This is a genomic window from Kitasatospora sp. MMS16-BH015, from assembly GCF_002943525.1.
GTDB lineage: Bacteria > Actinomycetota > Actinomycetes > Streptomycetales > Streptomycetaceae > Kitasatospora.
In genome coordinates, this window is sequence record NZ_CP025394.1 from 8,636,744 (window position 1) to 8,659,916 (window position 23,173).

General features: G+C 72.0%; 19 protein-coding genes and 1 pseudogene. 3 read left to right on the forward strand and 17 right to left on the reverse strand.

Translation table 11 applies throughout. The annotated features are described in order from the left end of the window. Positions 1 to 98: 98 nt before the first annotated feature. From CFP65_RS37170 to CFP65_RS37180, 3 genes are read right to left on the reverse strand one after another with little or no spacing between them, the layout of a single operon-like run. Complete coding sequence (locus CFP65_RS37170) at positions 99 to 1,637, reverse strand: NAD(P)/FAD-dependent oxidoreductase (protein WP_254553257.1); 1,539 nt, start codon at positions 1,635 to 1,637, stop codon at positions 99 to 101. Continuing rightward, a complete protein-coding gene (locus tag CFP65_RS41630) occupies positions 1,526 to 2,902 on the reverse strand; it encodes a radical SAM/SPASM domain-containing protein (RefSeq protein ID WP_104820300.1) in 1,377 nt (458 codons plus the stop codon). The genes CFP65_RS37170 and CFP65_RS41630 overlap by 112 nt, the downstream gene beginning before the upstream one ends. 2 nt (positions 2,903 to 2,904) lie before the next feature. Next, positions 2,905 to 4,182, reverse strand: coding sequence for a ferritin-like domain-containing protein (locus CFP65_RS37180; RefSeq protein ID WP_104820301.1), 1,278 nt, complete (start codon positions 4,180 to 4,182; stop codon positions 2,905 to 2,907). A 305-nt stretch (positions 4,183 to 4,487) separates the two neighbouring features. Between CFP65_RS37180 and CFP65_RS37185 the strand changes: the two genes are divergently transcribed. Beyond that, positions 4,488 to 5,201, forward strand: a complete 714-nt coding sequence (locus tag CFP65_RS37185) for a hypothetical protein (RefSeq protein WP_104820302.1) — start codon at positions 4,488 to 4,490, stop codon at positions 5,199 to 5,201. Between the two features lie 58 nt (positions 5,202 to 5,259). Here CFP65_RS37185 and CFP65_RS37190 read toward each other — a convergent pair whose 3' ends face one another. From CFP65_RS37190 to CFP65_RS37250, 12 genes and pseudogenes are all read right to left on the reverse strand, one after another. After that, positions 5,260 to 6,078 carry a carbohydrate ABC transporter permease gene (locus CFP65_RS37190; protein WP_104820303.1) on the reverse strand — a complete coding sequence of 273 codons (819 nt, stop codon included), beginning with the start codon at positions 6,076 to 6,078 and terminating at the stop codon, positions 5,260 to 5,262. Between the two features lie 3 nt (positions 6,079 to 6,081). Then, a complete protein-coding gene (locus tag CFP65_RS37195; RefSeq protein ID WP_371682504.1) occupies positions 6,082 to 7,041 on the reverse strand; it encodes a carbohydrate ABC transporter permease in 960 nt (319 codons plus the stop codon). Between the two features lie 133 nt (positions 7,042 to 7,174). After that, the gene (locus tag CFP65_RS37200; protein WP_104820304.1) at positions 7,175 to 8,449 is read right to left on the reverse strand and encodes an extracellular solute-binding protein; all 1,275 of its coding nucleotides are present in this window, start codon (positions 8,447 to 8,449) and stop codon (positions 7,175 to 7,177) included. 188 nt (positions 8,450 to 8,637) lie between these two features. Continuing rightward, positions 8,638 to 9,477: a class II fructose-bisphosphate aldolase gene (locus CFP65_RS37205; RefSeq protein ID WP_104820305.1), complete on the reverse strand. Its 840-nt coding sequence runs from the start codon at positions 9,475 to 9,477 to the stop codon at positions 8,638 to 8,640. Then, entirely contained in the window at positions 9,468 to 10,490 is a 1,023-nt protein-coding gene (locus tag CFP65_RS37210; RefSeq protein WP_104820306.1) for a 1-phosphofructokinase family hexose kinase, read from the reverse strand. The genes CFP65_RS37205 and CFP65_RS37210 overlap by 10 nt, the downstream gene beginning before the upstream one ends. Beyond that, the gene (locus CFP65_RS37215) at positions 10,487 to 11,617 is read right to left on the reverse strand and encodes an ROK family protein (RefSeq protein ID WP_371682505.1); all 1,131 of its coding nucleotides are present in this window, start codon (positions 11,615 to 11,617) and stop codon (positions 10,487 to 10,489) included. Before CFP65_RS37215 ends, CFP65_RS37210 begins: the two co-directional genes overlap by 4 nt. Continuing rightward, positions 11,614 to 12,492: an SIS domain-containing protein gene (locus CFP65_RS37220; protein ID WP_104820307.1), complete on the reverse strand. Its 879-nt coding sequence runs from the start codon at positions 12,490 to 12,492 to the stop codon at positions 11,614 to 11,616. Before CFP65_RS37220 ends, CFP65_RS37215 begins: the two co-directional genes overlap by 4 nt. A gap of 176 nt (positions 12,493 to 12,668) precedes the next feature. Beyond that, positions 12,669 to 14,660 carry a ricin-type beta-trefoil lectin domain protein gene (locus CFP65_RS37225; RefSeq protein WP_158702561.1) on the reverse strand — a complete coding sequence of 664 codons (1,992 nt, stop codon included), beginning with the start codon at positions 14,658 to 14,660 and terminating at the stop codon, positions 12,669 to 12,671. Between the two features lie 402 nt (positions 14,661 to 15,062). Further along, complete coding sequence (locus CFP65_RS37230) at positions 15,063 to 15,557, reverse strand: hypothetical protein (protein WP_104820309.1); 495 nt, start codon at positions 15,555 to 15,557, stop codon at positions 15,063 to 15,065. Between the two features lie 5 nt (positions 15,558 to 15,562). Further along, positions 15,563 to 16,306 (reverse strand): hypothetical protein, encoded by a 744-nt coding sequence (locus tag CFP65_RS41635; protein WP_254552766.1) that lies wholly within the window; start codon positions 16,304 to 16,306, stop codon positions 15,563 to 15,565. Positions 16,307 to 16,811: 505 nt separating this feature from the next. Then, positions 16,812 to 16,901: pseudogene (locus CFP65_RS42695) on the reverse strand (acetyl-coenzyme A synthetase N-terminal domain-containing protein); the annotation flags it as partial. A 98-nt stretch (positions 16,902 to 16,999) separates the two neighbouring features. Then, positions 17,000 to 18,268, reverse strand: a complete 1,269-nt coding sequence (locus CFP65_RS37250; RefSeq protein ID WP_104820311.1) for an extracellular solute-binding protein — start codon at positions 18,266 to 18,268, stop codon at positions 17,000 to 17,002. A gap of 162 nt (positions 18,269 to 18,430) precedes the next feature. On the opposite strand from CFP65_RS37250, the gene CFP65_RS37255 reads away from it, so the two are divergent. After that, complete coding sequence (locus CFP65_RS37255) at positions 18,431 to 19,210, forward strand: DeoR/GlpR family DNA-binding transcription regulator (protein ID WP_371682506.1); 780 nt, start codon at positions 18,431 to 18,433, stop codon at positions 19,208 to 19,210. Between the two features lie 26 nt (positions 19,211 to 19,236). On the opposite strand, the gene CFP65_RS37260 is transcribed toward CFP65_RS37255, so the two are convergent. Then, positions 19,237 to 20,022, reverse strand: coding sequence for a DeoR/GlpR family DNA-binding transcription regulator (locus CFP65_RS37260; protein ID WP_104820313.1), 786 nt, complete (start codon positions 20,020 to 20,022; stop codon positions 19,237 to 19,239). Between the two features lie 291 nt (positions 20,023 to 20,313). On the opposite strand from CFP65_RS37260, the gene CFP65_RS37265 reads away from it, so the two are divergent. Continuing rightward, positions 20,314 to 22,374: a phosphocholine-specific phospholipase C gene (locus CFP65_RS37265; protein WP_104820314.1), complete on the forward strand. Its 2,061-nt coding sequence runs from the start codon at positions 20,314 to 20,316 to the stop codon at positions 22,372 to 22,374. A gap of 29 nt (positions 22,375 to 22,403) precedes the next feature. Here CFP65_RS37265 and CFP65_RS37270 read toward each other — a convergent pair whose 3' ends face one another. Continuing rightward, a complete protein-coding gene (locus tag CFP65_RS37270) occupies positions 22,404 to 23,111 on the reverse strand; it encodes a FadR/GntR family transcriptional regulator (protein ID WP_104820315.1) in 708 nt (235 codons plus the stop codon). Positions 23,112 to 23,173: the final 62 nt, after the last annotated feature.

The following is a 23,173-nucleotide window of genomic DNA, read 5'->3' on the forward strand; positions in this document are numbered from 1 at the left end:
CCCGGCTGGGGCGTCGGCGGTAGGCGTACGGCGCCCCGTACGCCTACCGCAGCAGCGCGCACCCGTCCGCGATCGGTGCCGACCCGGCTGGCGACGGCTCAGGCGTGGTCGAGTACCCCGAGTCGGTGCAGGCGGTCGACCAGGGTGACCGCCCGGTCGACGGTGAGGTGGCGGCTCCAGAGCCGGACCAGCTCGGCCGGGCGGCGGGGGTCGACCAGCAGGTCGATCAGAGGGGCCAGTTCGATTCCGTCCAGGTAGGCGACCGGGCGGGGGAGGTTGGGGTGGGTCAGGGCTCGGCGTAGCTCCACTCGGTCGCCCACGGCGCAGGGGAGCGCGGTGAGGATGGCGCTCGGTACGAGCCGGAGGTGGCGGTCCGGGGAGAGCTGGGAGGACGGGACGGCCGGGGGCTCGGGGGGTACGCGGGCGCGGTGCTGCCAGAACGGGCGGGACCGGTGGAGTCGGTGCTCGTGGTAGTGGTGCGCCGCCCAGTCGGCGTGCTGCCGGACCGCCTGCTGCTGGCTCCGGAGGTAGAAGTCCATGGCGATGTACGGGTCCTGACGGGAAGTCAGGAGGGTGTGGACGGTGATGGCGGCCGCCATCGCGGTCTGCAGGGCCTTGTCCACGCCGGAGGAGGAGAGCGGGTCGATGGCGAAAGCCGCCTCCCCGATCTTGATGCTGTCGGTCGTGACGGGGGCCGGATCGGCGTAGCTGGAGGCGTCGCAGACGGAGACGCCGCCGACCGGGTGGGCGGCGGGGAGACCGGCCAACAGGCCGGAGTCCGCGATCAGTCCGCGATAGAGGTGCTCCAGGGCGGCGCGGCCCGAGCGGCGGAGGGTGGCCGGATCGGTGAAGGCCATCGCCCGGAAGTCGCCGTCGGGCAGCAGGGCACCCCAGCACCAGGCGTCCGGCCCCGCCGCCACCCGGCCGGCCGGGCCCTGCTCGGGCACGCCTTGCCAGCGGCCGTGCAGGGCCAGTAGCCGGGGCCCGCTCGGCTGCTTGACCCCGCCGAGGGCGAAGCCGCGCCCGCTCGCGTCCACCAGGAACCGGGCCCGGAGGGTGGCCTGGGCACCGCCCGCGCGCAGCGGCACCTCCCAGCCGGCGGCCGTGCGGCGCGGCCTGCGCGCGGTCGCCGGCTGGAGCACCAGCGCGCCCGCCGACCGGGCCGCCGCCAGCAGGAGCTGGTCGAAGCGGGCCCGGCACACCGTCAGGCCGGGCGCGCCCGGCGGCAGCCGGACCGTGCGGGGGCGGCGGTCGACCCAGCTCACCTGCGTCTCGGTGACGGCACGGAAGCCGGCCGTCCGCACGGCGGCCTGCACGGCCGCCCGGACCCCGAGCACCTCGAGCAGCGGCCAGCTCGCCGGGGTGAGCGCCTCGCCGACGTGCGCGCGGGGGAAGCTGAGCCGCTCCACCACCAGGACCTGGTGGCCGAGCTCGGCCAGCCGCTTGGCGCAGACGGACCCGGCCGGACCGGCGCCGATGACGCAGACCTCCGTCTCCAGCGCGGAGGGGAGCGCCGCCGCGGGGTTCAGCGCTCCACCCGGGCGGCGGGCACGGGGGAGAACCAGTCGGGGCGCCGGGCCAGCAGACGGCTGTAGGCGCCCAGGCTGTAGTGCAGCCAGCCCCGGATGTAGTCGCAGGCCGGCCGGCCGCGGCTGATCACCTCGTGGTGGCAGCCGCCGCCGCACAGGTAGCGGGCCCAGCACCCCTGGCAGGGGGACTGCCGGTGCACGTGGCGCTCGCTCAGCCAGGCCAGCTGCCGCTTCGGATCCACCCCGCGGGCGAGGTCGCCCATGGCGCCCTCCCGGTCGCCGACGAAGCGGTGGCAGGCGGCCAGCTCGCCGTCGGCGGAGACGCCCAGGTAGCCGGCGCCCGCGCCGCACGGGTACGGCCGGTGGGTGCCCTGGTGGATCTCGCGCAGCGCGTTGACCAGGTTGGCGAACGGGTAGCGCCGGCCCGCGACGACCTGGCGCTCGAACTCCTCGCCGCAGGCCGTCATCTCCCCGAGCATCACCTCCAGCTCCGGCAGCGACAGCTCCTCCCGCCCGGTCGGCGAGTTGAGCAGCGGGGAGAAGCCGACGCTGTGGAAGCCGAGCCCGACGAAGGCGTCCAGGGTCTCCCGCAGCCGGAGGTTCCTCGGCGTCACTGTCACCCGGGCGGAGACCTGCATCCGGCGCTGCGCCGCCAACAGCGGCTGCACCTTGGCCAGCACCGTCTCATAGCTGCCCCGGCCGCCCCGGTACGGGCGCAGCAGGTCGTGCTGCGCCGGCCCGCCGTCCAGGCTGACCGTCACCGCGAAGGCGTGCTGCTCGAAGAACTCGCTGTCCTCGGGGGTGACCAGGGTGCCGTTGGTGGTCAGTGAGAAGGTGACCGGCACCCCGGTGTCGGCGGAGAGGCGGACTGCCCGCTCGGTGGCGGTGCGGATCACCTGACGGTTGATCAACGGCTCGCCGCCGAGGAAGGAGAGGTTCACCCGCTCGCCCGGCGCGGCGCTCCGGAAGAGCAGGTCGACGGCGGCCAGCGCGGCGTCCGCCGGCATGCTCTTGTCGGGGCCGCCGAAGTTGCCCTGCTGGGCGTAGCAGTAGGTGCAGCCGAGGTTGCACTTCTGCGCGACCGAGAGCGAGAGTGCCCGGACGGGCGGTGGCGGGAGCGGGGTGTCGTCGATCAACGGAGGGGTGCCCAGGCCCAGGCCGTCCAGCAGCCGGGTGAGGACGGTGGGGTCGACGCCGTGCCGGGCGTCGTCGAGGGCGCGGTAGGTCGGCTCGTCCACGTCGAAGACCCGGCTGCCGTTCACCGTCAGCAGGTGGTGGCCGACCTCGGTCCGCAGCAGGTGGAGGTCGGGGGAGGCGGGCGCGGAGAGCCGGAACAGCTCCCGGGCGGTGGCCGCGGCGAGGGGCTGGTCCATGGTCACTCCTGCTCCGGCCCGGGCTCCGAGGCGTCGTCCGGGATGTGGTCGCGGCCGTCGATGACGAAGCCCAACTTCCCCTGCCAGTCGCGGAAGAGGTCGTCGTAGGAGAGCAGCCGCGAGTCGGTGCGGTCGTCGAGCACGTACTCCCTGGGCTCGCGCTCTTTGGCCAGCCAGCTGTTGCCGACGCTGGTGCCCTGGTCGTCGGTCTCGACGTTGACGAAGTCGGGTCGGCTGGCGGCCCAGTAGTAGCAGGCGCATTCGCGGTAGTCGTTCTGCCAGGGGGAGCAGAGGCCCCAGGTCAGCTCGCCCGGGCGGACCATGTGTTCGTCCAGTACCGGGCTGGGCCCGCCGCCGGGCCCGCCGCCGTCAAGCGCGCCGCTGCGGGCGAACAGCGGGTCGACCAGCAGCTCGACCGCCTCCAGCCCGTCCTTCTCCGTCGGGATCGGCACCGGGGTGGGGGCCGCGGTCCTGGTGAACTCGCAGAGCACCTTGCGGCCGACGTGCTCCTTGATCCGGATCAGCGCCAGCAGGGCCGAATCCCGCGAGTGGACCCCCAGGATCAGCAGCTCGGCGGCCTTGGCGTCGGGCACGTTGCCCGAATCCTGCCCGCGCTCGCCCCGGGTGTAGCCGCGCCCCCACTCGTCCCAGGAGGCCTGGTACGGCAGGGTCGCGGCCTGGAACGCGGTGTCCGGGATCCGCTCCTTGTCGGCCAGGATCGCGGCCAGCCGGCGGTAGAGCGCACCGACCTGGTTGACGTCCTGCCCGGCGGCGCAGCCGGCCTGTTGCTTGATCCGCTCCGCCTCCGGGCCGCTCCAGTCGGCGGGGCTCTCGGCGCAGACGTAGGTGGCCAGCGAAGCCTGCGTCAGGCGCCGCAGGGTGAAAGGGAACGGGTAGAACTCGGTGCCCCAGGGGTAGTCCTCGCGGTCGAGGTTGAGCGGCGCGCCGAGGGAGGCGAGCAGGTTCTGCACCGTCAGGAAGTGGCCCATCTCCTCCTTGGCGATGCCGAGGACGATCTCCTGCCACTTGCGGACCTTGGCCTGGTGCTCCAGCGGCACCTGCGGACCGCCGAGCGAGTACGCGGCGAACAGGTACTGCACCATCAGGGAGTGTTCGATCTCCGCGGAGATGTGCAGCAGCATCACCGTGTAGTCGCGCCAGTTGAACTCCGGCGGCGGGGCACCCGGCTCCGCCACCTCGTCGGCCGCGACCCCCGCCGGCACGCCCACCAGCAGTATCGGCAGGACGGAGTCCAGGTGCCTGGTGATCCTCGACCGCATGGCTGCCCCTCCGCCGGATCCACGTCACTCACGGTGCTCTCGGGCTCCAGCCTCACCCGCCACTCGCGCCCCTGTCGACCCTCACCACCCACCTGGCCGAGTACACGAACGACCCGGTGATCCCAGGGCGCACGCCCGGCGTGCGGCCACCGTTCGCATGCGCCCCGTTCTGCCCTAAGGCATCTCGTATGCCAATTGATCCGTCCGGGGTGTCTTCGCCTGCTGACGGACCGCCGTCGGCCTTGCGCGGATGGCTTGGTGCGTGAACGCCCTTTCGGGTGGCACCAGTTCAGGAGGAGTACGCCATGCGCAGGCTTTCCCTCGTCGTGGTCGCGGTCGCCGGGGCCGTCGGCCTGGTCTTCGGGAGCACCGCCGTCGCGGCGCCGTCGGGGCCGCGGCTGGCCCAGCGGTACCTGAATCTGCATCAGTGCGTCTACTACGGCAGCGGCGGCCACTACACGAACGTGCTGCCGAACACGGCGGACGCCCACTTCAACACCGGCACCAACGTCTCGAACGCGCCGGACACCTCGCTCTCCTGCGGGCCGGGGGACGGGGCGTGGCGGCAGGCGCTCGCCAACTCCGCGGTGAAGGCATTCGACCTCACCGCCGGCCGGTACCTGAACCTGCACCAGTGCGTCTACTTCTCCGGCGGGCAGCACTACACCGCCGTCCTGCCGAACACCCCGAACGTCAACTTCAACGCCGGCACCAATGTCTCCGACACGCCCGACACCAAGCTGAACTGCGCCCCCGGCGGCGGCGGTTGGAACCTGGTACTGGCCAACTCCGCCGTCAGGTCCTTCGACCTGGCCACCCACCGGTACCTCAACCTGCACCAGTGCGTGTGGACTTCGGCCGGCATGTACTACATGGGTCTGCTGCCCAACACCCCGAACGTCAATTTCAACGCCGGCAGCAACGAGTCCGACACCGCCGACACCGCCCTGAGCTGCCACCCGGGGGGTGGTGGCTGGTCGCTTGACGGAGCCGCCTCGGCGGTCCGCGCCCTCGGGTAGCCGGCCGTGAGGGAGCCCAGGGCCGTGGACGGCGGCCCTGGGCTGGGGGGAGAGGCGGCTACTTGACGGAGCCGGCGGTGAGGCCGGCGACCACGTGGCGTTCGATGGCGGCGAAGAGGATGACGACGGGGACGATGGCGACCAGGGAGGCGGCGAACATGTAGTTCCACTGCGGGTGGTAGGCGCCGATCATGGCGTCGATGCCGACGGTGAGGGGCTGCTTGGAGGGGGAGTTGACCAGGATCAGGCCCATCACGAACTCGTTCCAGGCCGTGATGAAGGTGAAGATCACGCAGGTCACCACGCCCGGGAGGGCGAGCGGGAGGGTCACCTTGAAGAGGGCGCCGACCCGGCCGGTGCCGTCGATCATCGCGGCCTCCTCCAGCTCGGCCGGGATGGAGGAGATGTAGGCGGAGAGGATCCAGACCGCGAAGGCCAGGCTGAAGGCGGAGTTGGCCAGGATCAGGGTGAGGTCGGAGTCCATCATGTCCAGCGAGCTGAACTCCCTGGCCAGGCCGACCTGGAGGGCGGTGGGCTGGAACATCTGGGTGACCAGGACCAGCAGCAGGTACGCGGTGCGGCCGCGGAACTTCATTCGGGCGGTGTAGTACGCGGCGGGCAGCGCGACCAGCAGGGTCAGCAGGGTGGAGCCGCCGGCCACCAGCAGGGAGACCTTGAGGTTGGTGCCGATGGTGGTGTCGGTCCAGACCGCGACGAAGTTGTGCCAGGCGAAGTGCCGGGGCAGGTAGCCGTTGTCGCGCAGCTCGTCCGCCGGGCGGACCGCGGTGATCACCATCTCCAGGTACGGGGCGAGGAAGAGCGCGGCGAGCAGCCAGGCCAGCGCGGTGACGAGGTACTTCTTCGGGGCTGCGGGCATCGGTCAGCTCTCTTCGTTCCAGCGGCTGACCTTGAGGAAGAGCAGCACCATGACGATTACGACGGCGAAGTTGACCACCGACATCGCGGCGGACTCGCCGACGTCGGTCTGGCCGAGGATGTACATGAACACCGTGGAGGTGGAGGTGTCGGTGTTCGGCCCGCCCTGGGTCATGCCCCAGATCACCGGGAAGGAGTTGAAGACGTTGATCAGGTTGATCACCAGGGCGACCAGGAAGGACGGCCGCAGCAGCGGCAGGGTGACCCGCCGGTAGGTCTGCCACCTGCCCGCCCCGTCGACCTTGGCGGCCTCGTACACCTCGCCGGGCACGGTCTGCAGGCCGGCCAGCAGGGTGTAGGTGGTGAAGGGGAGGGAGACGAAGACGGCGACCAGGATCAGCCAGGGCTTGGCGTGCGCGGCGTTGCCGGTCCAGCTCTCCGGGGAGTCGATCAGGCCGAGGTCGAGCAGCAGGCGGTTGAACACGCCGGCCACCTCGTCCAGCATCCAGCGGAACCCGATCGAGGTGACGATCACCGAGGAGGCCCAGGGGATGATCAGGGCCCAGCGGGTGAACTTGCGGCCGAAGAACTTCTGGTTGTACAGCTGCGCCAGGGCCAGCGAGATCACCATGGTGAAGGTGACCACCAGCACGGTCCAGACGCCGGTCCAGAGCAGCACCGGGCCGAGCCGGGCGTCGGCGAAGAGCTTGTGGTAGCGGCCGGTGCCGTCGTAGCCGAAGTCGATGCCCAGGCCGCTGATCTTGTGGGTCGAGGTGATCACCATCTCGACCACCGGCCAGACCACGACCAGCAGGATCAGGACGACGCTCGGGCCGAGCCAGGGCCACGGCCCGAGCCGGGCCAGGGAGTTGCGGGCCCCGGCGGCGGAGGCCCGGACGGCCGGGGCCGGGGCGGCCGGCGGTGGGGCCGGCTGCGGGGCGCGGGTGGTGGTCTGCTCGGGCACGGCGACGTTCTCCTAGCGGGTTCGGGGCGTGGAGGGAGAGGGGCGGCGGCAGGCCCCCACGGCCAGGGGGCGGCGGCAGGCCCCACGGCCAGGGGGCGGCGGCAGGGCCCCCACGGCCTGCCGCCGCCTCCGGTCACTGCCCGGCCTGGGCGGCGGCCTTCTGGAGGGTGCCGAGCACACCCTTCGGGTCCTTGAGCGCGCCGCCGATCTGGGTCTTGACCTGGGCGTTCAGGGTGTCCCAGGCCGGGTTGGAGACCGGGACGAACTGGGCGGCGGGGAGGGCGTTCAGGAAGGGCACCAGGGCCGGGGCGTCGGTCTGCACCTGGGCGACGGCCGACTTGGTGACGGGGAGCAGGTTGTACTCCTCGTCGAACTTGACCTGGTTGGCCTTCTGGTAGACGAAGGTCAGGAAGGACTTGATCTGCGCGGCGTGGCCGCCCGGCTTGAAGCCGTAGATCCAGTCGCCCACGCCCATGGTCTGCGAGGTCTGGCCGGCCTGGGCGGTGGGCAGGGGGGCCCAGGTGACCGCGAGGTTGTTCTTCTTGATGTCGTCGAGCTGGGTGGGCATGCCGTTGAGCATGCCGACCTTGCCGGAGGCGAAGTCGGCGTAGAGGTCGGTGCGCTTGACCGAGCCCGGGTCCTTCTCGGTCAGGCCGGCGTCCACCCACTTGCCGAGCTGCTCGAAGGTGGCCACGTTGGCGGCGGAGTCGACGGCCCACTTGCCGGCGGAGTCCACGTACCCGCCGCCGTTGTTGATCGCCCACATGAAGGACTCGGCCTGGGCCTCCTCCGAGCCGAGCGGCAGGCCCAGCGGCACCGGCACCCCGGCCGCCTTGAGCTTGCCGGCGGCCGTCTCGACCTCGGCCCAGGTCTTGGGGGCCACGGCTTGGCTGCCGTTCATCGGCAGGCCGGCCTTCTGCCAGAGCGCGTTGTTGATCAGGAAGGACCGGGAGGAGGAGACGAACGGGATGCCGTAGGCGGTGCCGCCCTGCTCGCCGGCCTTGGCCAGGGCGGGGACGAGATCGGCCTTGACCGCCGGGTCCAGTACGTCGTCGGCGCCGTAGAGCAGGCCGTTCTGGGCGAAGCTCGCGTAGCCCGGGCCCTCGACGATGTCCGGGTACTGCTTGTTCTGGACCATGGTGGCGAGCTTGGCGCTGATGTCGTTCCAGTTGATCACCTGGACGTCGACCTTGACGTTCGGGTTGGCCTGCTCGAAGGCCTGGGCCAGGCCGTCCCAGTACGCCTGGCTCGGGTTCTGGCCGTTGGAGCCGTAGTCCGCGGCGACGAGCTTGATCGTGGTGGTGCCCCCGGCGGAGCCGGAGCTGCTGCCGCCTCCGCTGCCGCAGGCGGTGAGGACCAGCGCGGCGCCGGCCGCCGTGGCGGTGGCGATCCAGAGACGCTTGTTCATGACTCGCTCCTTGGACCCGGCTCCGCTCGACGGGCGGTCGAGCTCCGGGACGTTTCGTTCGCTGAGGGTGGTGTTGCAGTGATGCTAGAGACCCGAGTGCTCGGATGGACAGGGTCTCGTGCTCGAAGTTGCATAACTTCTTGATTAAGCGAGCAGAAATGCGCAGTCTGCCGCACGAGGCGGCACGGTCAGTAACCGGCCTTCAGCACCTGGAGCAGACGGCCGACCTCCAGGGCGGTGGCCGTGCGGGCCGGGCCGAGGTAGCGGCGGGGGTCCACCAGGCGCTCGTCCTCGGCGAGCGCCGCGCGGACGATGCCGGTGAAGACGCCGTTGAGGTGGGTGGCGATGTTGACCTTGGTCATGCCGCGTTCGACCGCCGTGGTCAGGTGCGGGTCGGAGACCCCCGAGGAGCCGTGCAGCACCAGCGGGACGGGCACGGCCACGCGCAGCTCGGCGATCAGCTCGAAGTCGAGGGCCGCGTCGCGGGTGAGCATGGCGTGCGAGGTGCCCACGGCCACCGCGAGCGCGTCCACGCCGGTGGCGGCGACGAAGGCCGCCGCCTCGGCCGGCACGGTCCGCGCCCCCGGCGCGTGCACGCCGTCCTTGCCGCCCACCTCGCCCAGCTCGGCCTCCACCCAGCAGCCGGCCGCGTGGCAGCGGGCGACCACCTCGGCGGTGGCCTTCACGTTCTCCTCGTAGGGCAGGGTCGAGGCGTCGAACATCACCGAACCGAAGCCCAGCGCGACCGCCTCGGCCACCAGCGCGGGATCGGTGGCGTGGTCCAGGTGGACGGCCACCGGCACGGTGGCGGCCTCGGCCACGGTGAGGGCGGCCCGCCCTATCGCGGCCAGCCCGCCGTGGTAGCGCACGGCGTTCTCGCTGATCTGGAGGATCACCGGGGCGTTCGCCGCCTGCGCCCCGATGGCGATGGCCTGGGCGTGTTCCAGCTGGATGACGTTGAAGGCGCCGACGCCGCGGCCCTGCGCGGCGGCGGGCGCGACGATCTCGGAGGTCGGGGTCAGGGGCATGGCGGGAGTCCTTCGGTCGGGGTGGCGCCGTGCGGGGCGGGGCGGTGTGGGGCGGGGCGGTGTGGGGTCGGGTCGTGCGGGGCGAGGGGATCGGGTTCGGTGAGCGGGGTGACGGACACCTGCTCACGCAGGGACCGGTAGAGGGCGGCGTCGTAGCTGCCGGCGAGCGGGGCCGCGACGGCGGCGGCCGACAGGGCCACCGCGCGCGCCAGCACCTCCGGCCAGGGGGAGCCGCTGGTGAGGCCGACGGCCAGGGCGGCCACCGCCGCGTCGCCGGCGCCGGTCGGGTTGCCGGCCACCGGGTGCGGGGGCGCGGCGCGCCAGCGGCCCTCGGGGGAGACGGCGAGCAGCCCGTCCGGACCGAGCGAGGCGACCACGGCGCGGGCGCCGGCGGTGCGGAGCTGGGCGATGGCCTCCAGCGGATCCGAGCAGCCGGTGGTGGCGGTCAGCTCGTGGGCGTTGGGCTTGATCAGGGCGGGCCGCTCCCGCAGGGCCGCCAGCAGCGGCTCGCCCTCGGTGTCGAGCACGGCCGGCACCCCGGCGAGGCGGGCGTGGTAGAGCAGGAGGGCGTAGGCGTCCGCCGGCAGGCCGCGCGGCAGGCTGCCGGAGAGCACCACGGTCTTCGCCCGGGCCAGGCGGGCCCGGTAGCTGCCGGTGAAGGCACGCCACTCGGCCGTGGACACCTCGGGGCCGGGTTCGAGCAGGATCGAGGTCTCCCCGGCCCGCTCGTCCACCACGGCGACGGTGCGGCGGCTCTCCCGGGCGACGGGCACCAGGAAATCCGCCAGCCCGGAGCGGGCCAGGTCGGCCCGCAGGGCCCGGCCGGTCAGGCCGCCGGCCAGGCCGGTGACCTCGGTGGCGACGCCCAGGGTGCGCAGCACCCGGGAGACGTTGACGCCCTTGCCGCCGGCCCGTTCGGCGACGGTGCGCACGCGGGTGCTGCCGCCGGGCTGGAGCTCGGCCACCTGGTAGGTGACGTCCAGCGCGGCGTTGAGCGTGACGGTGAGGATCATCGGGCGGCGCCGGAGGGCAGAGTGGCGCGAGCCGTCAGGCCGGGCTGGTCCGCGAGCAGCGCGCCGCGGGCCGTCGGCAGCAGGCCGTGGTCGGCCAGCAGGTCGAGGGCGAGCAGGCCGGCGCCGAGGCTGCCGGCGCGGTGGCCGAGTCGGGCCAGGGTGAGCTCCGGGAGGGTCTGGAAGGCCAGGCGGGCCGCCAGGGCCTTGCGGAGGGGGTCGAGCAGGGCGGCGCCCGCCCGGGAGAGGCCGCCGCCGATCACGATCCGCTCGGGGTCGAAGAGGGTGACGGTGGCGGCCAGGCCGTCGGCGAGGGCGGCCACCGCCTCGTCCCAGACCTGCGCCGCGAGGGCGTCACCGGACTGGGCCCGCTGGAGTACCTGCTCGGCCGGGACCCTTTGGTCCGGCGGCAGCCCGGCGAGCAGGCGGTAGCGGCGGGCCACGGCCGAGGCGGAGGCGATCGTCTCCACGCAGCCGGAGCCGCCGCACGGGCAGCTCGGGCCGTCGGGGCGCACCGCGAGGTGGCCCACCTCCCCGGCGCCGCCGTTGGCGCCGGTCAGCGCCCGGCCGTCGAGCACCAGGGCCCCGGCGATGCCGGTGCCGACCGGGACGAACAGCAGCGAACGGGCGCCGCGGCCGGCGCCGAGGCGGGCCTCGGCGATCCCCCCGGCCCGGACGTCGTGGCCCACGGCCACCGGCAGGCCCAGGGCCGCCTCGGCCTGCGCCCGCACCGGCACGTCTCGCCAGCCGAGGTTGGCGGCGAACCGGCAGTGGCCGGTCGCCTCGTCCACCACACCCGGGACGGCGATGCCGACCGCCGCCGGCCCGTGGTCGCGGACCAGCGCGCGGGCCAGGTCGAGCACGGTCTCCAGCACGGCCGCCGGGCCCCGGTCGGCCCCGGTGTCGGTGCTGTCGCTGTGCAGCACGGTGCCGTCGGCGGCCAGGACGGCGGTCTTGACGTGCGTGCCGCCCACGTCGAGGGCGACGACCTGCGGCTCGGTGCCGGTGCCGGTGCCGGTGCCGGTGGCGGTGCTGGGCGGGCTCGCGGCGGGCTCGGTGCCGATGCCGCCGTTGCGCGGGCCCGCAGCGGTGATCGGAGGATCGGCGGGGTCGGGGTGGGCCGGCGTCACGGGGTGGCCAGGACTATCGAGCGGGTGAGGTTGCGGGGCTGGTCCGGGTCGAGGCCCTGGGCTTCGGCGATGGCCACGGCGAGGCGCTGGGCGCGGATCAGGTCGGCCAGCGGGTCGATGCCGCCCAGCCAGATCTCGGCGCCGGTGGCGGAGACCTGCTCCAGCAGACCGGCCGGGGCCTCGCCGAAGATCCAGACCACTCGGCCCGGACCGCTGACGCTGATCGGCCCGTGGCGGTACTCCATGGCCGGGTAGGACTCGGTCCAGGCCCCGGCGGCCTCGCGCAGCTTGAGCGCGGCCTCGTGGGCCAGACCGACCGTCCAGCCGGTGCCAAGGAAGGTGAACTGGGTGGCCTCGAGCACCGCCTTCGGCAGCTCGCCGTCGACGGCCAGCTGCGCCTCGGCGGGCAGGGCGGCCGGGGTGAGGCCCAGGTGGGTGCGGAGCACCAGCAGGCCGGTGGTGGCGAAGCGGGTCTGGACCACCGACTGCTCGTCGGCGAAGGAGAGGTCCACCACGGTGTCGGCGGCGCCGGCGATCGGGGTGGCCAGGTCGCCGGTGAGGGCGGTGGTCGGGATGCCGGCGGCCCGGGCCCGGGCCAGCGCGTCGAGCACCTCGGTGGTGGTGCCGGAGCGGGTGATGGCCACCACCCGGTCGTAGCCGCGGTGGGCGGGGTACTCGGAGGCGGCGAAGGCGTCGGTCTCCCCCTCGCCGGCCTGCTCGCGCAGCACGGCGTAGGCCTGGGCCATGTACAGCGAGGTGCCGCAGCCGATGACGGCCACCCGCTCGCCGGTGGTCGGGAGCCCGGCGGGCCGCAGGGACATCGCGGTGTGCCAGCAGTCGGGCTGGCTGGCGATCTCGGTCGTGACGTGGGTCATGGTCGGTCCTCCCGCGTGCCGTGGAGTGGCATCGCTTGATTGAAGTTGCAGCTTTTATAGCTTAAGAGCGCAGAAATGAGCAATGCTGTCCACGGGATGAGCGGAGACGGCGGTAGGCCGCCACCGCGCGGGGGCGGTGACGGCCTACCGGGAGCGAGAGCGGGAGCGGGGTCGGGTCAGGCGGTGGGTGGGGTGTTGTACGGGGCGGCCCAGGTCTGGTTGGTCTGCAGGCCGGTCGGGGCGGCGCCGCAGGAGTACAGGTCGACCGGGGTGCCGGCGGTGGTGGTCGCGCCGCCGTAGACGTCCAGGCACTTGGTGGTGCCGGAGAGCTTCAGGTTGCCGTCCCGGTTGTAGGTCCAGGTCTGGAAGCCGGGAGCCGAGCCGCAGGCGGCCACGCCGACCCACTGGCCGCTCTTGCCGTTGACGACGCCCGTGCTCGTGGTGCTCTGCGCGGTCAGGCAGAGGTTCGAGGCGCCGGACTGGAGCAGCTGGACGGAGCCGTCCGCGTTGCGCTGCCACTGCTGGTTCGAGCCGCCGGTGCAGGGCGCCACGTCCACGGCCGTGCCGGTGGTGCGGGACTGGTAGTTGTCGAGGCAGAGCGAGGCCTTGCTCCAGCTGTCCCGGGAGACGGTGAGCTGGCCGCGCGGGGTGGAGGTGGTGCCGGCCGGCGGGGTGATGCGGAGCATCGCGCTGTCGTGCGAGGCGATGGTCAGCGGCACGGTGCCGGTGGAGCTGCCGGTGGAGTGCGCCCACAGGTCGCGGACGGTGTACGCCGCACCCGTGGTGTCGAAGCCGATCGCCTTGAGGTCGAGGGTGTAGTTCGCCGGGGCGGCGCCCTTGTTGGTGACCACCACCGCCTTGGCGCCGTCGGCGAGGGGCTTGACCACCACGTCGAGACCGCTGGTGGCGGCCGGGGTGCCGTCGGCGTTGGCGCCGCCGCCCGAGACGCGGTAGCCGCCGGCGCCGAGCGCGTCCTGGTCCACCGCGATGACCTCGGTGTTGCCGAGGATGGCCACCGAGGCCTTGAGGTGGGCCGCCTCGGCCGGGTGGGCGCTGAGGTAGGCGGGCTCGAACTTGCGGGCGTCGGTGGAGATGGTGAGCGGCGCGGCCAGGGCCGAGAAGAGCGACATCTGGCTGCGCTCCTCGGCGGTGGTCATGCCGTTGTCGCCGATCAGCAGCATGTCCGGGTTGCTCCAGTTGCCCGGGCCCTGGTAGCGGCTGAGCTCGAGGCTGTTGTCGAAGCTCTGGTAGGCGCCGAAGTTGTAGCCGCTCTGGACGCCGAGCGGCTGGTTCCACGGGTCGGTGGCGCCGTTGTCGTAGTCGTTGTAGATGTCCGGGCCGACCCGCCAGAGCTGGCCGAGCGGGCGCACCCAGTTCATCGAGGCGAACTTGGTGGAGCCGTTGCCGTAGCCGGCCGGGGCGGAGATGTCGAAGGCGACGTTCGGGGTGGCCGAGCCGGCCGCGTTGGCGTTGGTGACGGCGGTGGCCAGGTCGCCGGACATCCGGGTGTCCAGGGTCTGCACCGGCTCGGCGTCGCCGCAGTTGTCGTACTTGAGCTGGTCGACGCCCCAGTAGACGAAGGAGTTGGCGTCGGCCTGCTCGTGGTACTCGCTGCCGTTGGCCAGGTTGGGCGAGGTCGGGGTGGTGGTGGAGCAGGTGTGGGTGCCCGAGGTCTCGTAGATGCCGAACTTGGCGCCCAGGCCGTGCAGGTAGTCGCCGTAGGCGGTCAGCTCGTAGTCGAAGCCGGGCTGCTTGGTGGTGTCGCGGACGTCGGTGTTGGCGCCCCAGTTCACCGCGCCGTGCAGGTAGCCGGAGCTGTTGCGGTACATCCAGCAGTCGTCGACGGTGACCGTCTTGTAGCCGGCCGCGATCAGGCCGGTGTCGGCCAGCGCCTTGGCGTTGTCCTCCATGTACTGCTGGAAGGAGTAGGTGATCCGGGGGGAGCCGTCCAGCGGAGCCTGCGGCGTGCAGGTGGCCCGGGCCCAGTTGTTGAAGCCCATCGGCGGGGTGGCGAGGATCGGCCCGTTGGGGCCGGCCGTGCTCGTGTAATTGGTCGCGGGCTGGGTCACGCCGTCGTTCGCCAGTGCGGGGGAGGCGAGGAGCGGCCCGGCCAGCAGGGCGGCCGCGAGGACCGTGGGGGCGGTCCGGTGCAGGGGGCGCTTGTCCATGGAGGACACCGTCCTTGGGGGTGATTGATTATGACGGTAACTGCCATCTAGCGAGCAGATTTGCTCAGCAATGGGGCCGAGTGTGAAGGCGGTGGACCTCGGCGTCAACCCATGAGGTGCAACTTTTCTGCATCGTAATGCTGTATCAAGGGTGGAAGTGAGCATGAATGTGCATCAAGCCTGGGCGTCCCCGGCGGTGTATCCCTACGATCGCAGCGCGGGGTTGACTGCCGAGGCACCTGGTAGGCGCCAGGGAGGTGCGAGGACGTGTGGACGTCCGCACGAGCGTGCCCTGCGCCTAGCCCAGCCCGAACCGCGCAGTTCCGTCAGGCCCTCCGAGGGACCCAACGGGCTCGGTCACGGCATGCTCTCCCAGTGCCCCAGAGTTGCCCGGCCACCCGATCAGTGACTCCCATTCCCGCCAAAGTGGCTCTCACCTGGGCAGACGGCAGCCTGCATGCCATCCCCGGGGGTGCCATCGGGATACAGCCCGAATGAGGCCGCAAGAACGGCGGGGAGATCGGCTTCGGGGACAGCGGCGCGCAGTTCCTTGAGGACGTCGGGAAAGTCGGCGTCGTCGATGGAGCCGAGATACTCCTGGCGCAAGCGATGGATGACCTCCACCAGTTCGGGCCGCAGCCGCATCCAGGCGCGGGACGTCCGGATCTCCGCCGCGACCTGGTCCATGAACCAGCGCATGACCTCGTACGGGATGTCCAGGTGCCCTCCTCGGGGATCGAAGCACACCGTCGGCTCGCGGGCCGGGTCTTCGTCGGGGATGACCGCCGTCACCACGGCCCGTTGTTCCCGGACGAGATCCAGTTCCAGGTACCAGGCGTCGTCAGCCACGGAGTACATCGCGGTGGTCGCGTAGTCGCGGCTCGAGTGCAGGACCATCGCTCTCAGGCCTTCAGATCGACCGCTGGTGTGGTGTGGACCTCGGCGCCCGGGGCCAGCCGCAGGCCGGCTGTGGTGAGGAACTCGGTGAGGTCGATCCGGCCGCTGTTGGTTCCGTCGTCCCAGCTGGTCCAGATCCTCGACTCTTCGCCGTCCCAGGTGTCGGCGTCCTCGTTCGGATACTGCTCGACAGTCCCCTCACCGTGCCGGTACCGCAGGTACAGGTACTGACCCGTGGTCGTCCAGGCATCCCACTGCGAGGGGAAGCCCCCGCAGGTCTGCACCACCCGCGCGAGGGTCACATCCTCGTGCAGATGGGCCTCGACAGTGCCCAGATGCCGGTCGTGGGCGATGAGGAGGTCGTCCACGAGACCGAGCAGGCGGATGCTGCCGCCGGGGAACTGGAGCGTGAGACCGGCCGTGAAGCCGACACGGCCGTCGTCGTAGTCGATCTGCCGAGCCGACCGGATCGTCTGTCCGAGGAACCGGGTCACCGGGACATCCGGCGAATCATCGGTCACCGAGACGCTTCCGTACTCCTCCATCGAGTACGGGCCGTGCGGCTGCTCGGCTCGCAGAGACACGCCGGTCGAGGGCGTGTGGAACAGCACCGGGCCCAGCCCCTCCAGGTGAAGCCAGAGGTGCACCAGCGACGGCTCGTCATCCGCGTAGTGGTGCCGGGCCGTGGTCACCTTCAGCAGTCGCCTCCCGATCAGGTCGGGGGCAGACAGCTCCTCATCGTCGATCACCCGCCGATGCTCGCACGGCCCCGGCCGGGACACCCGAATTACTGAGCAGCGAGGACCCGATCGGGAGTCCGCCTCAGGATCGGCGACCCCACCACGGCCCGTCGGTGGTCGCTGCGGCGACGGCCGCCGCTTCGGCGGGGCGGCCGTTTCCTGCGCTGCAGCGCCCTGGACGGGCAGTCAGGGGCTAAGGAACGGTCCGGACTCCTGCGGGAGGTGGTGGACGGTGGTCGGGTCAGCCGGCGATGGGCCCGATCACCGTCCGGTTCGGGAGTACACGAGGGCCGGGGTCGGGGTGCACGGAGGGTCGATCAGGCCTGGTCCGCCGCGAGTTGGGACTGGATGAGGTTCATCACCGTCGAGTCCGCGAGGGTGGTGGTGTCGCCGACTTCGCGGCCTTCGGCGATGTCGCGGAGGAGGCGGCGCAGGATCTTGCCGGAGCGGGTCTTGAGGGCGTTGGCGGCTTGGGAGACCTCGTCCTTGAGCTGGGTGTAGGTGATGGAGCGGCTGTCCAGTCCAGGGTCTCGGTGGGCTCGACGGCCCAGGTCAGCCGACGGGCCTGCTCAGCCCAGAAGGCAAGACGGTCTTCGTTGCTCAACTTGCACGCCTGGTCGACTGATCTGCGCGAACATGATTAATCTAGCCTAGCTTAGCGCAGAATCAATCAACAGGATCACATCCTGGGCTGACCCGCGGTCAGCTGCCGCCCCGGATGGCGATCTGCTGCACCTGGTCCAGGGCCTGCGGGTCGTCGAGCAGCCGGCCGGCCCTGGTCTGGATCGCATGGGAGACCGCGCTCCAGCCGGTCAGGTCGGTGGGCATGAAGCGGGCGGTGTTGAGGGCGTCGACGAAGGGGTTCAACTCCGGTCGGTCGGTCCGGAGTTGGTCGAGCGCGTCGATGGTCACCGGGAGCAGGTCGTACTCCGCGCCGAACCGCACCTGCCACTGCTTGCGGTAGGCGAAGGCCAGGAAGGCCTCGATCTGGGCCCGGTGCCCGCCGGCCTTGAAGGCCGAGAGCCAGTCGGCCACGCCGAGGGCCCGGGAGGCCTGGCCGTCCTGGGCGGTGGGCAGCGGTGCCCAGGTGACGTCGAGGTGGCCGCTCGCGATGCCGGAGAGCTGGACGGGGGCGCCGTCGAGCATGCCGACCCGGCCCGCCGCGAACTCGGTGAAGAGGGCCGTGCGGTCCACCGAGGCCGGGGCGGGCTCGGTCAGGCCCTCGTCCACCCAGTGCTTGAGTTGGGTCAAGGTGGCCTTGTTCTGGGGGGAGTTCACCGTCCAGGACCCGGTGGAGTCGGTGTAGCCGCCGAGGTTGCCCATCTCCCACATGAAGAGCTCGCCCTGGGCCTCCTCCGGGCCGAGCGGGAGGCCGAGCGGCACCGGGACGCCGGCGGCCTTCATCCGGCGCGCCGCCTCCTCGACCTCCGCCCAGGTCCGGGGGGCCACGGCCTTGCCGCCGGTCATCGGCAGGCCGGCCTGCTGCCAGAGCCGGTCGTTGATCAGGAAGGCCCGGGAGGAGGAGACGAACGGGAGCGCGAAGGAGGTGGTGCCCTCGCCGGTGGCGGCCAGCAGCGAGTGCGGGAGCCGCATCTCCACCGCGCCGTCCCCGCCGATCTGGTCGACGGGGTAGAGCAGGCCCTGCTTCGCCCAACTGTCCACCCGGGGGCCCTCGACGATGTCCGGGTAGGCCTTGGCGGCCACCATCCCGTCGAGTTGGCCGGCGATGTCGTTCCAGCCGTAGGTGCGGACCCGGACGGTGATGCCGGGGTGCTCCTGGTGGAAGGCGGCGGCCAGGGCCTCCCAGTAGGCCTGGCTCGGGTTGGTGCCGCCGCTGCCGTAGTCGGCGGCGACCAGGGTGAGGGTGGCGTCCGGCAGCGGGTCGGCCTGCTGCTCGTGGTAGGCCCAGCCGGCCGCCACGAGCGCTGCGGCGACGGCCGCCGCCAGGGTGGTCAGCACACGTCTGTTCATGGGGATCCTCCTGACTCGGAGGCGCAGGGGTGAGTGAAGATGACTGATAGTGGCCACCTGCGCGCATGAAGGCGCATGCTGGTGCTGCACATATGGCACTGTCAAGCTGTTCCGTACGGCCGGAATGATGCAGAATCGGGCAGGCCGAGGAGAGGAGGACCGGTGAAGACCCAGGACCGATGGCTCAGGCTGATGGATCTGCTCGGTGACCGGGGCCGGATCGAAGTGGTCGAGGCGGCCCGGCTGTTGGGGGTCTCCGCGGCGACGGTGCGGCGGGACCTGGAGGAGCTGGCCGGGCAGCGGCTGCTCACCCGGACGCACGGCGGCGCGGTCCGGGCCGGGGTCAGCTACGACCTGCCGCTGCGGTACAAGGCGACCCGGCGGGCGGCGGAGAAGCTGCGGATCGCCAAGGCCGCCGCAGCGCTGGTGCTGCCGGGCTCGGTGGTGGGGCTCACCGGCGGGACGACCACCTCCGAGGTGGCGCGCGAGCTGGCCACCCGCCCTGACCTCGCCGAGGCGGACGGGGCGCTGACGGTGGTGACCAACGCGATCGACATCGCCGGCGAGCTGGCGGTGCGCACCCACATCAGGACGGTGATGACCGGCGGCGTCGCGCGGCCGGCCTCCTACGAGCTGACCGGCCCGCTGGCGGCGGCCGTGCTGGAGGGGCTCTGCCTGGACTACGCCGTGCTCGGGGTGAACGGGCTCGACCCGGTGGTCGGCGCCTCGGCCGTCTCCGAGGGCGAGGCCGGGATCAACCGGGCGATGGCGGTGCGGGCCGAGAAGGTGATCGTGGTGGCCGACTCGACCAAGCTCGGCCGCCGGGCCTTCGTCACGGTGAGCTTCCCGCGCGAGATCGACGTGCTGGTCACCGACACCGAGGCACCGCCGGAGCTGGTGGCGGCCCTGACCGAGCAGGGGGTCGAGGTGCTCTGCGTCTGAGGCCGCTCACCCGGGGGCGGTCCGGCTCAGGCGCAGATCACGTCCACGCCGCGGGCGGTGAACTGCTCCACGATCTCGTCCGGTGCGTTCTTGTCGGTGATCAGGGTGGAGATCGACTCGGTGGGGCAGACCTGGGCGAAGGCCCGCCGTCCCAGCTTGGTGGAGTCGGCCACCACGATCACCTGCTCGGCCCGCTCGGCGAGCGCGCGGTTGACCCCGGCCTCGCCCTCGTCGTGGGCGGCGGCGCCGTTCTTCGGCTCCACCGCGTTGACGCCCAGCACGGCGTAGTCGAGCGAGATCTCGTGCAGGATGGCGGTGGCCATCGGGCCGGTCAGCTCGAAGGAGTTGGGCCGCACCACGCCGCCGGTGACCACCGTCTTGATGTAGGAGCGGACGGCCAGCTCGTTGGCGATGTTGACGGCGTTGGTCACCACGGTCAGGGCCACCCCGTCGCCGTGCTCGGCCAGGTCGGGGCGGACGGCCAGCTCGTGCGCCACGGCCGTGGTGGTGGTGCCGCCGTTGAGGCCGACCACCGAGCCGGGCGGCAGCAGGCGGGCCGCGGCCTGCGCGATGTGGTGCTTCTCGTCCGTCTGGCGCGCGGTCTTGTAACGCAGCGGCAGGTCGTAGGAGACGCCGCTCAGCACGGCGCCGCCGCGGGTGCGGGTGAGCAGCTGCTGACGGGCGAGCTCGTCGAGGTCGCGGCGGACGGTCGCCGTGGACACCCCGAGCTGCTGGGCGGCCTCGGCCACGTCCAGGGCGCCCTGCTCGCCCAGGATCGCGAGCAGGCGGGTCCACCGATCGTGCATGCTCATGACTACTCCTTCGTCTCCGTCGCTGGTCAAACCTAGCGAATGCGGCACGGGCGGTGCTCGCCGACCCCGTGTTCCGCGCGCTTCGGCGCGCCTTCCGCGCAGCTTCCGCGCAGCTTTCGGGCAGCCTCCGAGCTGTCTCCGGCAGCCAGGTCCATGGCATTCCCACCGCGTCACGACCCTTGACTCCCGTCGCAACGGGCTGGCAGCTTTGCTTCAAGCTGCTCCAAAAGCGTCGAAGTGAGCAGCATGGATCAGACACTGCTCACCTTTTGGCAGACAAGGTCATCCCCCATGACAGAGCTGAACCGGCGTCGCTTCCTCCAACTGGCCGGCGCCACGGCCGCGTTCTCCACCCTCTCCACCAGCATCGCGCGCGCCGCCGCGATCGCCCCGCAGGGCACCACCGGCACCATCCAGGACGTCCAGCACATCGTGGTCCTGATGCAGGAGAACCGCTCCTTCGACCACTACTTCGGCTCCATGCGGGGGGTGCGCGGCTTCGGCGACCCCCGGCCGGTCACGCTGCCCAGCGGGAAGTCGGTCTGGCACCAGGTCGACAGCGGGAAGAAGGAGGTGCTGCCGTTCCGCCCGCAGGTCAACGACCTGGGCCTGCAGTTCATCCAGGACCTCAACCACGACTGGGGTGGCACCCACAAGGCCTTCGCCAACGGCAAGTACGACCAGTGGATACCGGCCAAGACCGCCACCTCGATGGCCTACCTGACCCGGGACGACATCCCGTTCCACTACGCGCTGGCCGACGCCTTCACCATCTGCGACGCCTACCACTGCTCGCTGCTCGGCCCGACCGACCCGAACCGCTACTACATGTGGACCGGCTACGTCGGCAACGACGGCACCGGCGGCGGCCCGGTGATCGACAACGCCGAGGCCGGCTACTCCTGGACCACCTACCCGGAGCGGCTGCAGGCCGCCGGCGTCTCCTGGAAGGTCTACCAGGACATCGGGGACGGGCTCGACGCGGCGCACGGCTGGGGCTGGATCAGCGACGCCTACCGCGGCACCTACGGCGACAACTCGCTGCTGTACTTCGACAACTACCGCAACGCCAAGCCCGGCGACCCGCTCTACGACCGGGCCCGCACCGGCACCGACGCGGCGGCCGGCCAGGGCTACTTCGACGTGCTGAAGGCGGACGTGGCGGCCGGCACGCTGCCGCAGGTCTCCTGGATCGTCGCCCCCGAGGCCTTCAGCGAGCACCCCAACTGGCCCGCCAACTACGGCGCTTGGTATGTCTCCCAGGTGCTGGACGCACTGACCGCCAACCCCGACGTGTGGGCGAAGACGGCGCTGTTCATCACCTACGACGAGAACGACGGCTTCTTCGACCACGTCGTCCCGCCGTTCCCGCCGTCCGGCGCCGCGCAGGGCAAGTCGACACTGCCGACCACCGCCGACTACTACCCGGGCAGCACCAGCTACGCCGCCGGGCCGTACGGCCTCGGGCCGCGGGTGCCGATGATCGTGGTCTCGCCGTGGAGCACCGGCGGCTTCACCTGCTCGGAGACCTTCGACCACACCTCGATCATCCGCTTCATGGAGCGCCGCTTCGGCGTGGGCGAGCCGAACATCTCGCCCTGGCGGCGGGCGGTCTGCGGCGACCTCACCTCGGCCTTCGACTTCACCAGCTCCGACGCCGGCAGCGTGACCCTGCCCGCCACTGCCGGGTACGCGCCCCCGGACCGGGGTCGGCACCCGGACTACGTGCCCGTGCCGCCCGCCACCGGCACGATGCCCAGGCAGGAGGCGGGCTGGAAGTACACCCGCCCGCTCAAGTACGCGCCGTACGTGGACGGTTCGGCGAACACCGGCACCGGCAGGTACACCCTCGCCTTCAGCGCGGGTGCGGCGGCCGGCGGCCAGTTCCTGGTCACCGCGCCCAACCGGACCGACGGGCCGTGGACGTACACCGCCGAGGCGGGCAAGAGCATCTCGGACTCCTGGAACTCCGGCTACTCCGCCCACGTCACCGACCTCACGGTGTACGGCCCCAACGGCTTCCTGCGCCGGTTCCGCAACCCCGGTACGACGGCCGGGCCCGAGCTGACCGCCCGGCACAACGCGGGGACGGGCGGCCTGGACCTGACCTTCACCAACCCGGCCGGGGCCACCGCCGTGCTCACCGTCACCGACTCCTACACCGGCACCTCGCAGAAGGTCACCGTCGGCCGGGGTGCCACCGTGCTCCGCAGTCTCGACCTGAGCGGCAGCGACAACTGGTACGACGTCACGGTCACCTCGAACCTGACCACCGACTTCGTCCGCCGGCTGGCCGGCCACGTCGAGACCGGCGCCACCGGTTACAGCGACCCGGGGATCGCCACCGCCTGACGCCGGGCCGATGCCGGGCTGACGCTCCGTCAGGACGCGGGCTCTGGGTCGGCGGTGAGGCCGGTGCCGAGGGTGGTGCGCAGCCACTGCTCGACGCCGGCCACGTGGACGGTGGCCCAGGACTGGGCGAGGTCGGGTCGGCGGGCCGCGATCGCGTCCAGGATGGCGCGGTGCTGCTCGCGGGTGCGCTCCACCGCGCCCTCCTCGGTGGCGCCGCGCCAGATCCGGGCCCGGGTGGTGGGGCCGGAGAGGCCGTCGATCAGGGAGCAGAGCACGGTGTTGCCGGAGCCGGCGGCGATCGCGCGGTGGAAGCGCAGGTCGTTGTCGATCAGCTCCGCCAGCGTGGCCTCGGCCGGCAGGCCGTCCAGCACCTCGCGCAGCTCCGCGATGGCCTCGTCGGTCATGGCGGTGGCCGCCATGGCGGCGGCGGCCGGCTCCAGGATGCGGCGGACCTCCAGGAACTCCAGGACGGTGTCGTCCCGGTGGAAGTCGATCACGAAGCCGAGGGTGTCAAGGAGCATGTCCGGACCCAGGCTGGTCACGTAGGTGCCGTCCCCCTGCCGCACGTCCAGCACCCGGATCAGCGAGAGCGCCTTGACCGCCTCGCGCAGCGAGTTGCGGGAGAGCCCGAGCCGCTCGGCGAGGTCGGCCTCCTTGGGCAGCCGGGCGCCCGGGGTGAGCTCGCCGCTGACGATCATGGCCTTGATCTTCTCGATCGCCTCGTCGGTGACCGGCACGCTGCGCCTCCAGGTTCGTGATCCGTGCAGCATAGCCCGGTGGGGGAGAGGGGATCCTCGAG